Genomic DNA, 12,736 nt, shown 5'->3' on the forward strand with positions numbered 1-12,736 from the left:
CAGGGCGAGGACCGCGGCGGCGTGCGAGCCAGTGCGGTGGTGAAGGAGTCGTGTCCCCCTTCTCGACCAGAGGGAATGGGGGCCCCGGTTCCGTCGCACCCGCCGCGGTCCCACCCGGACCCCGCTCACGGGGTCCCCACCGGCCCCGTCCGGCGGCGCGAACGACCTGTCGCGCCCAGCCTCGCGCCGTCGGACGGCTATCAGCACACCGAAGCAGCGCCCCCGGACCGGCCGGTCCGGGGGCGCTGCCGTCTCGGCACATGGAGCGAGTGCGCGGGCTCGTCCTCGGACACCTACATACGACTGTCTTTCCGCACCCGCACCCGCTGTCGGGGCACGTCGCGGCCCCGGCGTGCGCGCCGGGCGCATCCGCAGCACGCTGAGGGCATGGGCAATCCGACGCAGCACCCGCACATCGTGGTCCACTCCCCCGCCCTGGACGGCTCCCGGCGGGTCACCGAGGGCGAGGTGACGCTGGGGATCGCCTCCCATCTGGACGATGTCGTGGAGATCCTGCGGCTGGCGGACCTGGACCGCATCGAGGTGGAGGAGAGCGACCTGATCGAGTGGCAGGGCGGCGGCCCGGACGACTGGCCCGGGCTGTCGGAACACGAGGTGTGACAGACGTACCGGACGTACGGGAACACCGAAGGGCGGCCCGTCCTCCCGGACGGGCCGCCCTCGGCGTGTCGGCGTTACTGCGTTTCGGCCGTCAGACCTTCAGCGGCTTGATCGAGGTCGGCGCGTGGCCCGGCTCGGTGGCCAGGTCCTCGAACTCGGAGATGTCGCTGATGTCCATGGTGCGGCTCATCGAGATGTTGGTGATCCGCTCCAGGATCGCCTCGACGACGACCGGCACCCGGTACTCGGCGGCCAGCTTCTTCGCCTGCTCGAAGGCCGCGCCCAGCTGGTCCGGCTCGGTGACCCGGATCGCCTTGCAGCCGAGGCCCTCGGCCACCTTGACGTGGTCCACGCCGTAGACGCCGAGCTCGGGCGCGTTGATGTTCTCGAACTCCAGGTTGACCTGGAAGTTGATGTCCAGGCCGATCTGGGCCTGGCGGATCAGGCCGAGGTAGGCGTTGTTCACCAGGACGTGGACGTACGGGATCCGGTGCTGGGCGGCGACGGCCAGCTCCTCGATCAGGAACTGGAAGTCGTAGTCGCCGGACAGGGCGACGACCGGGGACTCGGGGTCGGCCTTGGCGACGCCGATCGCGGCCGGGATGGTCCAGCCGAGCGGGCCGGCCTGGCCGCAGTTGATCCAGTGCCGCGGCTTGTAGACGTGCAGCATCTGCGCGCCGGCGATCTGGGAGAGGCCGATCGTGGTGACGTAGCGGGTGTCCGGGCCGAAGGCCTTGTTCATCTCCTCGTACACGCGCTGCGGTTTCATCGGCACGTTGTCGAAGTGCGTACGGCGCAGGAGGGTCGCCTTGCGCTCCTGGGTGGAGGCCACCCACGCGGAGCGGTCGGGGAGCCTGCCCTCGGCCTTCAGTTCCTTCGCGACCTCGATGAACAGCTCCAGCGCGGCCTTGGCGTCGGAGACGACCCCGTAGTCCGGCGGGAAGATCTTGCCGATCTGGGTGGGCTCGATGTCGACGTGGACGAACGTACGGTCGCCGCGGTAGACGTCCAGCTTGTAGCCCGTGTGGCGGTTGGCCCAGCGGTTGCCGATGCCGAGGACGGCGTCGGACTCCAGGAAGTTGGCGTTGCCGTAGCGGTGCGAGGTCTGGACGCCGACCATGCCGGCGTTCAGCTCGTGGTCGTCGGGCAGCGCGCCCCAGCCCATCAGGGTCGGGACGACCGGGGTCTGGGTCAGCTCGGCGAACTCGACCAGCAGGTCGGCGGCGTCGGCGCCGAGGACACCGCCGCCGGCGACGATGACCGGGCGCTCGGCGGCGAGCAGGAAGGAGAGGGCCTTCTCGATCTGGGCGCGGGTCGCGGCGGGCTTGTAGACCGGCAGCGGCTCGTACGTGTCCGGGTCGAACTCGATCTCGGTCTGCTGGACGTCGATCGGCAGGTCGATCAGGACCGGGCCGGGGCGGCCGGAGCGCATCAGGTGGAAGGCCTGCTGGAAGACGCCGGGGACCTGGGCGGCCTCCAGGACGGTGACCGCCATTTTCGTGACCGGCTTGGCGATCGAGGCGATGTCGACGGCCTGGAAGTCCTCCTTGTGGATCACGCTGGTGGGCGCCTGGCCCGTGATGCACAGGATCGGGATCGAGTCACCGATGGCGGAGTACAGGCCCGTGATCATGTCGGTGCCGGCCGGGCCGGAGGTACCGATGCAGACGCCGATGTTGCCCGGCCTGGTACGGGTGTAGCCCTCGGCCATGTGCGAGGCGCCCTCGACGTGGCGGGCGAGGGTGTGGTGGATGCCGCCGCCCTCCTTGAGCGCCTTGTAGAAGGGGTTGATCGCCGCTCCCGGCACACCGAAGGCGTCGCTGACGCCCTCGCGCTTGAGGATCTCAACTGCCGCGCGGGCAGCGGTCATACGAGCCATCGAGTACTCCTGCTTCGGCTGTCGGATGCGTACTCCCGTCGCGCCCCGCGGTGAGCACAGCTACGTCCGTGATGTTCGTTGGTTTCCGTATCGCGGAATTTAATTTCTACTATCTGGAAGCAATGTAGGGGGGTGGGCGAAAGCCGTCAAGAGACACCGGAGAGGGCCGCGAATCGGCGAAGACCCGGCAAGCGCCGGACAAGCGGGGCAGGAGAGGAGGACCATGGGCAGCGCTGTCCCGACGCGACGCCTGGGAGTGGGCCATGCCCGAGAGCGTGCCGGTGCGCTGTCCGGCCTGTCGGCGCGAGTACGTCTACACCGCGCCGGTGTATCCGTGCGTGTGCGGCGCCCCCACCGCCCCGCGCCTCGACCCGGCCGCCGAGCCGGTCGTGACGGTCCACCGCGCCTGGGACGACGAGTGGCTCGCGGTGCCGTGCACCGCCTGCGGCCGCCGGAACCACTGGCCCCACCCGGAACTGGGCTGCTCCTGCGGCACGGTCCTGCGCATCCCGGTCCCCGGCCCCTCCGGGCCACGGCCCACGGCGGAGCAGCCGGAGCGGGAAGCCGGGGCGGACACCGGGACCGGGCCACAGCCGGGCGCGGCTCCGGCGCCCGCAGCGGAGCGCGGTACGACACCGCCGACCACGGCCGGACCGACGCCGGCAGCCGGGCCCGCACCGGAACCGGGGGCACGCCCGGAAACAGCACCGGAGGCCGGGACAGAGGCAGCACAACCGGACATGCCATCGCCACTCGCAGCCGACCCGGGCGCGCCATCGGCCTCGGAGACGACACCGGAGGGAGGTTCGGTGCAGAAGGGAGGCTCGGTGGCGGAGGCGGGCCCGACGCCGAAGACAGGCTCGGCACCGGATACAGGCCCGGTACAGGAGGCGGGTCCGGAGCCGCGGAGGGACTCGGCGCCGGAGGCAGGTTCGGTGGCAGAGGCGGGCGAGGCCGCGGCCGGAGGCGAACCGGTGGAAGGCGGGCTGCCCACGGAAGGCGAGGAACCGGCGAAGGGCGAGATGCCGACCGGAGGCGAACCACCGACCGAAGGCAGGCCGCCCGCGAAACGCCAGACCGCAGCCAGAGACGAGGCACCGACGGAAGGCCAGGCACCGGCCGGAAGCAGGACGCCGGCCGAACACGGAACGCCGGCCGGAGACGAGGTGACCGTGGCCGGAAGCGGGGTGCCCGTGGCCGGAAGCGGAGGGGCGCCAGGGGTGATGCCGGGGGCGGGCGGCGTGGGAGGGGAGGACGGTTCCCGGCCTGCCTTTCGGCCGCGTGTCATCCGTACCGCCCGGGACGCCGTGACCACCGCCGCCCTGTATCTGCGCTGGCTCGGCTACCGGGACATCCGGCGGGCCGACCAGCGGCCGCCGAGCGGCATCGGGCTCGCCGCCCACGGGCTCCTCGCCCAGGTGGATCCGACCGTCCGCCCGGCGGCGCCGCGGGACGTGGAGTGCCTGTGGCTGACGGCGATGACGGAGGACGCGGGCTGCGTGTACTTCTCGCTGGCCGGCTACACGGACGACGCCCGGCTGCGCGCGGCCGCCCTGGCCGTCCCCCTGTTCGTGCTGGACCTCGCGGGCGTCCCCCAGCCGATGAACGACGCGGCGCAGGCCCTGCACACCGAGGGCGCACCGGAGCGGGGGACGCGGGCGCGGGACGGACGGACCTGAGGCCGGCCGGCCCCGGCTCAGCCGCCGTAGGTCTCCCGCAGTTCGATCTTGCGCACCTTCCCGGACACCGTCATCGGGAAGGAGTCGAGGAGCCGGAGCCGGCTCGGGACCTTGTAGTGGGCGAGCCGGCCCTCGCAGAAGGCGCGCAGGTCCGCCAGGGTGAGCGGGTCCGCGGGGTCCTGCGGGATGACGCAGGCGAGCACCTCCTCGCCGTACTTCGCGTGCGGCACCCCGACGACCTGGACGTCCTTGATCCGCGGATGGGCGTAAAGGAACTCCTCGATCTCGCGCGGGTAGATGTTCTCGCCGCCCCGGATGATCATGTCCTTGATGCGGCCGACGATCTCGACGTACCCGTCCTCGCGCATCGTCGCCAGGTCCCCGGTGTGCATCCAGCGGCCCGCGTCGACGGCCTCGGCGGTCTTCTCGGGCTCGTTCCAGTAGCCGAGCATCACGCTGTAGCCGCGGGTGCACAGCTCACCGGCCGTGCCCCGGGGTTGAGTGACCCCCGTGGCCGGGTCGACGATCTTCACCTCCAGGTGGGGCAGGACGCGTCCGACGGTGGCGGTGCGGTGTTCGAGGTCGTCCTCGACGCGGGTCTGGAGCGAGACGGGAGAGGTCTCGGTCATGCCGTAGCAGATGGAGACCTCGGCCATGTGCATCTCGGCGACGACCCGCTTCATCACCTCCACCGGGCACGGCGAGCCCGCCATGATGCCGGTGCGGAGGGTGGAGAGGTCGTACGACGCGAAGTTCGGGAGGTTCAGTTCCGCGATGAACATGGTCGGCACGCCGTACAGGGACGTGCAGCGCTCCCGCTGCACCGCCGCCAGCGTGGCCCCCGGTTCGAAGGACGGCGCCGGGATGACGATGCAGGCGCCGTGCGAGGTGGCCGCGAGGTTGCCCATGACCATGCCGAAGCAGTGGTAGAAGGGCACGGGGATGCAGATCCGGTCCTGCTCGGTGTAGGAGATCGACTCGCCCACGAAATAGCCGTTGTTGAGGATGTTGTGGTGGGAGAGGGTGGCGCCCTTCGGGAAGCCGGTCGTGCCCGAGGTGTACTGGATGTTGATGGGGTCGTCGCAGGACAGCTCCGCGTACGGGGCGTCGCCGGTGCCCCGCGCGAGCAGCGCCTCCCAGCTCGGGTCGCCGATGTACACGGTCTCGCGCAGCTCGGGGCACCGGCCCCGGACCTCCTCCACCATCGCCCGGTAGTCGCTGGTCTTGTGGCCGAGGGAGGCGAAGAGCAGGCAGACCCCGGCCTGGCGCAGGACGTACTCGACCTCGTGGGTGCGGTAGGCCGGGTTGATGTTCACCATGACCGCGCCGATGCGGGCGGTGGCGTACTGCACCAGGACCCACTCCGGGCAGTTGACCGCCCAGATGCCCACCCGGTCGCCCTTGACGACCCCGGCGGCCACCAGCGCCTGCGCCAGCTCCTCGACGGCCGCGCCGAACCGGGCGTACGTCCAGCGCCGCCCCGAGGGCACGTCGACCAGCGCCTCGCGGTCCGGCCAGGCGGCCACGGCCCGGTCGAGGTTGGCGCCGACGGTGTCGCCGAGCAGGGCGGTGGTGCCCGTGCCGTGCGTGTACGACTGCGCAGACGGCTGAGGTGGCTGGGACGGCTGGGCGGTCACCGGAAGTCCTCCTCGCGGTACTCGTTCGCGGAGCCCTCGGCCGTCGCCTCGCGCAGCTCGATGCGGCGGATCTTGCCGGAGACCGTCTTGGGCAGGGCGCCGAACTCCAGCCTGCGGATGCGCTTGTAGGGGGCGAGCACCTGGCGGGAGTGCTCGAAGACGACCTTCGCGGTGTCCGGGCCCGCCTCGTAGCCCTCGGCGAGGACGACGTACGCCTTCGGCACGGCGAGCCGCAGCTCGTCCGGGGCGGGCACGACGGCCGCCTCGGCCACCGCCTCGTGCTCCAGCAGCGCGCTCTCCAGCTCGAACGGGCTGATCTTGTAGTCGGAGGCCTTGAAGACGTCGTCCGCGCGGCCGACGTAGGTGAGGTAGCCGTCCGCGTCGCGGGCGGCGATGTCGCCGGTGCGGTAGTAGCCGCCCGCCATCGCCTCGGCCGTACGGTCCGGGTCGCCGTGGTAGCCGGTCATCAGGCCGACGGGGCGCTCGGACAGGTCGAGGGCGATCTCGCCCTCGGCGGCGCCGGGGGCGCCCGAGACCGGGTCGAGCAGTTCGACGCGGTATCCGGGGCTCGGGCGGCCCATGGAGCCGGTCTTGAGGGCCTGTCCGGGGCTGTTGGAGACCTGCACGGCGGTCTCGGTCTGCCCGAAGCCGTCCCGGACGGTGACGCCCCAGGCCCGCCGGACCTGCTCGATCACCTCGGGGTTCAGCGGCTCCCCGGCGGCCACCACCTCGCGGGGCGGGGTACGCAGCCGGCCGAGGTCGGCCTGGATCAGCATCCGCCACACCGTCGGCGGGGCGCAGAAGGAGGTCACCCCGTGCCGGTCCATCTCGGCCATCAGCCGGGTCGCGTCGAAGCGCGTGTAGTTGTGGATGAACACGGTCGCCTCGGCGTTCCACGGCGCGAACAGGTTGGACCAGGCGTGCTTGGCCCAGCCGGGCGAGGAGATGTTCAGGTGCACGTCACCGGGTTTCAGGCCGATCCAGTACATGGTCGCCAGGTGCCCGATCGGGTACGAGGTGTGGGTGTGCTCGACCAGCTTGGGGCGGGCGGTCGTACCGGAGGTGAAGTACAGCATCAGCGGGTCGTCGGCCAGGGTCGGGCCGTCGGGCTCGAACGCGGCGGGCGCGTCGTACGCGTCCTCGTACGCCGCCCAGTCCGCCGCCCGGTCCGCCCCGGCCGTTTCCCCGACGGCTCCGCCGACCGCGATCCGCGTGTAACCGCCGGGCACCTCGGCGAACTTGGCGGCGTCCTCGGCCCGCGCGATCACGTGCCTGACCCGGCCCCGGTCCACGCGGTCACGCAGGTCGGCCGGGCCGAGCAGCGGGGTGGCCGGGATGACGACCGCGCGCAGCTTCATCGCGGCCAGCGCCGTCTCCCACAGCTCGGCCTGGTTGCCGAGCATGACCAGGATGCGGTCCTCGGCGGCGACGCCCCGCGCGCGCAGGTGGTTCGCGACCCGGTTCGAGCGCTCGGCCATCTCGGCGAAGGACAGTTCCGTCTCGCCGCCGTCCTCCTCGACGATGTGCAGCGCGGTCCGGTCGTTGCCGGCGGCGATCACGTCGAACCAGTCCAGCGCCCAGTTGAAGTGCGCGGGCCGCGGCCAGGCGAAGCCCTCGCAGGCGGTGGCATAGTCCTCGCGGTGCGCCAGAAGGAAGTCCCGGGCGTCGCGGAACACCTCAGTCACCGTGCTCATCACATAACTCCTTGCTGTTCCGGACCATTGCCGGGCGGCTCTCTGGCATCGTCTAATCCGTGATGCAGGTCTCACCACCCCCGAACGGGGGTGTGGACGGCCGGAAGGACGGACCAGGTGACGGCGGACGCGGCGGGGGCAGTGGAGATCGGTGGCGCGCTGGCCCGGCTGCGCCGGACGACGGGGCTCCCGGTGGCCTTCGGCGGGCTGCTGGAGTCGGGGCGGCCGCAGATCCGGATCAGCGAGCTGAGCGGTACGCACACGGCGGCCCTGCGCGCGCTCGCGGTGACGTCCGGCAACGGGCTCGGCGGCAAGGCGGTGGCGCTGGCCCGGCCGTGCGCGGTGACGGACTACTCCAGCTCCCGGCAGATCAGCCACGAGTACGACGTCCAGGTCGCCGCCGAGGGCATCCGCTCGGTCGTCGCCGTGCCGGTGGTGGTACGGCGCCGGGTGCGCGGGGTGCTGTACGGCGCGCTGCGCTCGGTCCAGCCGCTCGGTGACCGCACGCTGGGCGCGGCCATGGCCGCCGCCCGGGACGTGGAGCAGGCGCTGGTGGTGCGGGACGAGGCGCGGGAGCTGCTGGCGGCGGCACGCGCGGAGCCGGCCGTGGCCGGCCGGGGCGCGGCCTGGGAGCAGGTGCGCGAGGCGCACGCGGCGCTGCGCGCGCTCGCGCCCCGGATCCCGGACCCCGGGCTGCGGGCGGAACTGCTGGACGCCTGCGGGCTGTTGACGGCATCGCGCCCGGCCGGCGGCGCGACTCTGGCGCCGCGCGAACTCGACGTGCTGTCCTGGGTGGCGGCGGGGGCCACCAACGCGGCCGTGGCCGAGCGGCTGGGGCTGCGTCCGGAGACGGTGAAGGGCTATCTGCGTTCGGCGATGCGGAAGCTCGGCGCCCACACACGAGGGGAGGCGGTGACCGCGGCCCGCAGGGCGGGGCTGCTGCCGTAGCCCGGCACGGGCGGCCGCGACAGCAGTAAACAAACCTTCCTATTCAATGGGAACGGCCTTGATTTTCCCCGAGCTTGCCCTTCTGTTATTTCCCTCACGACGTCTTCCGGCCGAATTTCAGCGATCGTTGCCTAGAATTTGGCCCGGACACGCCACACGAGGGGAGCGGTGACCGTGCGACGGGACTTCCAGGAGCCTGCCAAGTGCCGTCCCGACCTGGTCATCGGCCGCGAGGAGCTGTTCACCGGCGCCCGGGACCAGCTCGCCTCGGGCGGCAGTGTGCTGCTCCACGGTCCCGCGGGAATAGGGAAATCGACCGTCCTGCGGGCATTGGTCGAGGAATACGGCGCCACCGCGCACACGGTCCTGCGCTGCTCGGCCACCGAGTCCGAATCCCATCTTCCCTTCCTGGCCCTGGCCGACCTCCTCGGGCTGGTCCTCGACGACGTCTCGCCGCGGCTGCCGGCCGCCCAGCGCACCGCCCTGGAGTCGGCCCTCACCGGCCGCGGCGAGTCCAGCCTCCAGCGCGACGGCCTCGCCCTGCGCCTCGCCGTGCTCTCCGCGCTGCGCGCGCTCGCCGCACGCGGCGGGGTCCTCGTGGTCGCCGACGACCTGCAGTGGCTGGATCCGGCCAGCGCCGAACTGCTCGGCTTCGCCGCGCGGCGCCTGGAGGGCACCCCGGTCCAACTCCTGTGCGCGGTACGCACCGAGGGCACCGGGAGCCAGGAGTACGACCGGCATCTGCGGGCCTGCCCGCCGGACACCCTCGCCGTCCGGCTGGGCGCGCTGACCCGCGCCCAGGTCGCCCAGCTGCTCGACCACCGGGGCCACGGCCACCTGCCCCGCTCCACCGTCCGCGAGATCCACCGCACCTCCGGCGGCAACCCGCTGTTCGCCCTGGAGCTCGGCCGCGCCCTCGCCGAGAGCCCCACCCCGCCCCGGCCGGGCGAGCCGCTGCCGGTGCCGACCAGCCTGCGCGCCCTGGTCCTCAGCCGCCTGGACATGCTCTCCGTGGAGGCCCGGCGCACCCTGCTGGTGGCCAGCGCCGGTGCGAGACCCACCCCGGCCCTGCTGCACGCGGCGGGCCGGCCCCACGCCGAGGCCGAATGCGCCCAGGCCGCCGAGCTGGGGCTGCTGGCCACCGAACCCGACGCCCCCGCCGTACGGTTCGCACACCCGCTGATCTCCGCCGCGCTGTACGCCGAGGCGCCCGCCCCCGAGCGGCGCGCCGCGCACGCGGCGCTGTCCACGGCCGCCTCCGACCCGATCGAGCGGGCCCGGCACCTGGCGCTGGCCACCGTGGGCGCCGACCCGGAGGTGGCCGCCCGGCTCGCCGAGGCCGCCGCCCTCGCCCGGGACCGGGGCGCCCCCTCGGTCGCGGCCCAGCTGGGACTGCTCGCCGCCCGGCACACCCCGGCGGACGGCGCGCCGCGCCAGGAGGAGCGCCGGCTCCAGGCCGCCGAGGACGCCATCACCGCGGGCGAGATCGACCTGGCCCGGGACATCGCCCGCGAGGTGCTCGCCCGGGCGGCCGTGCCCGCCGACCGGGTGCGGGCCTGGATGATCGTCATCGACAGCGCCGGGCACACCATGGCCGAGGTGGACGCCGTCTTCCCGCAGGCCCTCGCCGACGCCGGCGACGACCCCCGGCTGCTGGCCCTGGTCCACTACCAGCTGGCCTGGCGGGCGCTGATCGTGGCGGGCGACTTCACCGAGGCCCGCGAGGCCGCCGCGCACGCCGCCGAGCTGGCCGCGCGCGGCCGGGAACGGCGCACCGAACTGCTCGCGCTCGCCTTCCAGGCGCAGACCGAGACCCTGATGGGCCATCCGGAGGCCCCCCGCACCATCCAGCGGGCCCTGAAGGAGCCGCAGGACCCCCGGGTGACCTGGCACCACAACGGGGCGCTCAGCGCCCGGTTCCGCTGGCTGGTCATGGGCGACCAGCTGGTGGAGGCGCGAGCGACGGTCACCGCGCTGCTGCGCGAGGTGCGCCGGCGCGGCTCGGTGGAGAGCGAGGTGCACTTCCTGCGCGGCCTCGCCGAGACCGAGCTGCGCGCCGGGCACTGCGGGCGCGCCCTGGAGCTGGCCCGCGACAGCCTGCGCCTGGCCCGGGACTCCGGGATCGGCGAGACCGCCTCGGCGATGCTGACCTCGCTCGCGGAGGCCTCCGGCGGCGACGTGGACCGGGCGCTCGCGCTCGCCCGGGAGGCGGTGCAGCACGCGGAGGAGGACGGCGACCAGATGTATCTCTCCCGGGCGCTGGGCGCCCTCGGGTACGCCCAGTTGGTGGCCGGGGACCCGGCCGGCACGGTGCGCTCGCTGCGCCGGGTGCGCCGGCTGGAGCTGGGGCTCGGCATCACCGACCCGGCGCGCGGCCGCTGGCAGGGCGACCTCGCCGAGGCACTGGTCCGAACCGGTGAGCCGGCGGAGGCGCAGGACGTCATCGACGTGAGCCGCGAGCACGCCCTCAGGCTCGGCCGGGAGAGCGTCCTCGCCGTCCTGGACCGCTCCGAGGCGCTGGTGCGGGCCGCCCGGGGCGACCTGGAGGCGGCGACGGCCCAGCTGACGTCCGCTCAGGACCGGCTCGGCAAGCTCGGCTACGGACTGGAGGAGGCGCGGGCCGCGTTCGCCCTGGCCCGGCTGCGGCCGCGGCGCCCCGCGGGCGGCGCGGCCGCCACAGGAGGCTCAGGAGGCACGGCGCGGGGAGCGGGCGGGGCGGGCGGCCCGGCGGGGACGCGGAGCACGGGCGGCCCAGGGGGCGCCGGCGGCGCGGAGGGGGCCGCGGCGCGGCGCCAGCCGGCGGGCTTCGACGAGGCCACCCGGATGTTCCGCCGCTGCCGGGCGCTGCCCTGGCTGCGTCAGGTGGACGAGGCCATGACCGCCCCCGAGCCGGAACCGGTGCCGGCCGCGGCGGACGCCCTGGACGCGCTCGGCGTGCTGGCCGCGATGGAGCGTCAGGTCGCCGCGCTGGTCATGGAGGGCGCCACCAACCGGGAGATCGCCGCCCGGCTGTTCATCAGCGTCAAGACGGTGGAGGCGACCCTGACCCGGGTCTACCGCAAACTGGGGATCCGATCGCGGGTCGACATCGTCCGATTGGCGGCGGCTCACCGCGCGAAGTGACGGCGTGGCCGGTTAACTGATGCCGACCGAGGGTTTTCCCTCACCCCACCCGCTAGGGGGTTCCCTCATTGGGAGCCGACGGATCCGGGTCCTAGCGTAAAGGGCGTGCCGCTCGCCCGGGCACACGGGGTCCGGTCCCGCGAACCCCGTACACCCCGCCCGTGCGACCCCCCACCGGTGCAACCCCCACTGAGGAGACTCATGTTCGGGCTCAGACGTGCCAGAAAGACCGCCGCGATCACGGTGGCCTGTGCCGCCGCCGCGGCGACCACGCTGCTCGCCTCCCCCACGGCGAGCGCGGCCCCGCAGCCCATCGTCGGCGGTACGACCACCACGACGGCGGCGTACCCGTTCGTCATGCAGATCACGGACGCCTCCGGCAACCAGTTCTGCGGCGGCACCCTGGTGGCCGCCAACAAGGTCGTCACGGCCGCGCACTGCATGGCCGGCGAGTCGGCGAGCAGCGTCCGGGTGGTCGGCGGCCGGACCTTCCTGAACGGCACCGACGGCACGGTCAGCAACGTCAGCAAGATCTGGACCAACCCGAACTACACGGACGCCACGCAGGGCAACGACGTGTCCGTGCTGACCCTGTCGACGTCGATGCCGTACACCGCGGCGAAGTACGTGTCCGCCTCGGACACCGGGGTGTACGGGGCCGGTGCCTCGGCCCGCATCCTCGGCTGGGGCACCACCTCGGAGAACGGCAGCTCCTCCAACCAGCTGCGGACCGCGACCGTCCCGCTCGTGGCCGACTCCAGCTGCAAGAGCTCCTACGGTTCGGACTTCGTCCAGTCCGACATGGTTTGCGCCGGATACGCGTCCGGCGGCACAGACACCTGCCAGGGCGACAGCGGCGGTCCCCTGCTCATCGGGGGCGTCCTGGCAGGGATCACTTCCTGGGGAGAGGGGTGCGCGGAGGCCGGCTACCCGGGTGTCTACACCCGGCTGGCCACCTTCTCGGACCTCGTGACCGCGCAGGTCACCTCGTGACCGGGAAACCGGGCACCTGAGCCTCCCTCAGGTCGATGCCAGGGGGACGTTGCGAGCCACCACGAGCGGCCCGCAACGTCCCCCTCTCCACTGCCGTACGGCGTTGAGCCGCCGGGGGGCTGCTCAGCGCCGTACGACGGCCGTAAACCGAATCCCGGACAC

9 protein-coding genes are annotated in these 12,736 nt (G+C 73.2%); 5 read left to right on the forward strand and 4 right to left on the reverse strand.

All coding sequences use genetic code 11. The features are described from left to right. Window positions 1-387: 387 nt before the first annotated feature. Entirely contained in the window at window positions 388-621 is a 234-nt protein-coding gene (locus ACFC8N_RS04800) for a hypothetical protein (RefSeq protein ID WP_356035254.1), read from the forward strand. A gap of 91 nt (window positions 622-712) precedes the next feature. Here ACFC8N_RS04800 and gcl read toward each other — a convergent pair whose 3' ends face one another. Beyond that, on the reverse strand, window positions 713-2,500 hold the full coding sequence (gene gcl / locus ACFC8N_RS04805; RefSeq protein WP_376286428.1) for a glyoxylate carboligase: 1,788 nt from the start codon (window positions 2,498-2,500) through the stop codon (window positions 713-715). A 313-nt stretch (window positions 2,501-2,813) separates the two neighbouring features. Beyond that, a complete protein-coding gene (locus ACFC8N_RS04810; RefSeq protein ID WP_376286431.1) occupies window positions 2,814-3,008 on the reverse strand; it encodes a hypothetical protein in 195 nt (64 codons plus the stop codon). Window positions 3,009-3,522: 514 nt separating this feature from the next. Between ACFC8N_RS04810 and ACFC8N_RS04815 the strand changes: the two genes are divergently transcribed. Beyond that, window positions 3,523-4,179 (forward strand): hypothetical protein, encoded by a 657-nt coding sequence (locus ACFC8N_RS04815; RefSeq protein ID WP_376287099.1) that lies wholly within the window; start codon window positions 3,523-3,525, stop codon window positions 4,177-4,179. A 17-nt stretch (window positions 4,180-4,196) separates the two neighbouring features. On the opposite strand, the gene ACFC8N_RS04820 is transcribed toward ACFC8N_RS04815, so the two are convergent. After that, the gene (locus ACFC8N_RS04820) at window positions 4,197-5,816 is read right to left on the reverse strand and encodes an AMP-binding protein (protein ID WP_376286434.1); all 1,620 of its coding nucleotides are present in this window, start codon (window positions 5,814-5,816) and stop codon (window positions 4,197-4,199) included. Beyond that, on the reverse strand, window positions 5,813-7,510 hold the full coding sequence (locus tag ACFC8N_RS04825; RefSeq protein WP_376286437.1) for an AMP-binding protein: 1,698 nt from the start codon (window positions 7,508-7,510) through the stop codon (window positions 5,813-5,815). Before ACFC8N_RS04825 ends, ACFC8N_RS04820 begins: the two co-directional genes overlap by 4 nt. A gap of 117 nt (window positions 7,511-7,627) precedes the next feature. On the opposite strand from ACFC8N_RS04825, the gene ACFC8N_RS04830 reads away from it, so the two are divergent. From ACFC8N_RS04830 to ACFC8N_RS04840, 3 genes are all read left to right on the forward strand, one after another. Further along, on the forward strand, window positions 7,628-8,458 hold the full coding sequence (locus ACFC8N_RS04830; RefSeq protein WP_356035265.1) for a helix-turn-helix transcriptional regulator: 831 nt from the start codon (window positions 7,628-7,630) through the stop codon (window positions 8,456-8,458). 168 nt (window positions 8,459-8,626) lie between these two features. Then, window positions 8,627-11,581 carry an AAA family ATPase gene (locus ACFC8N_RS04835; RefSeq protein WP_376286439.1) on the forward strand — a complete coding sequence of 985 codons (2,955 nt, stop codon included), beginning with the start codon at window positions 8,627-8,629 and terminating at the stop codon, window positions 11,579-11,581. Window positions 11,582-11,782: 201 nt separating this feature from the next. Then, complete coding sequence (locus ACFC8N_RS04840; RefSeq protein ID WP_356035269.1) at window positions 11,783-12,574, forward strand: serine protease; 792 nt, start codon at window positions 11,783-11,785, stop codon at window positions 12,572-12,574. The last annotated feature ends 162 nt before the right edge of the window (window positions 12,575-12,736 follow it).

Source organism: Streptomyces sp. NPDC055966 (assembly GCF_042269865.1).
GTDB lineage: Bacteria > Actinomycetota > Actinomycetes > Streptomycetales > Streptomycetaceae > Streptomyces.

Excerpts from the sequence above, each read along its gene's own strand:
- ACFC8N_RS04815 (WP_376287099.1), top strand. The coding sequence starts at position 3,523 with ATGCCGACCGGAGGCGAACCACCGACCGAAGGCAGGCCGCCCGCGAAA.
- gcl (WP_376286428.1), bottom strand. The coding sequence starts at position 2,500 with ATGGCTCGTATGACCGCTGCCCGCGCGGCAGTTGAGATCCTCAAGCGC.
- ACFC8N_RS04800 (WP_356035254.1), top strand. The coding sequence starts at position 388 with ATGGGCAATCCGACGCAGCACCCGCACATCGTGGTCCACTCCCCCGCC.
- ACFC8N_RS04825 (WP_376286437.1), bottom strand. The coding sequence starts at position 7,510 with ATGAGCACGGTGACTGAGGTGTTCCGCGACGCCCGGGACTTCCTTCTG.
- ACFC8N_RS04810 (WP_376286431.1), bottom strand. The coding sequence starts at position 3,008 with ATGCGCAGGACCGTGCCGCAGGAGCAGCCCAGTTCCGGGTGGGGCCAG.
- ACFC8N_RS04840 (WP_356035269.1), top strand. The coding sequence starts at position 11,783 with ATGTTCGGGCTCAGACGTGCCAGAAAGACCGCCGCGATCACGGTGGCC.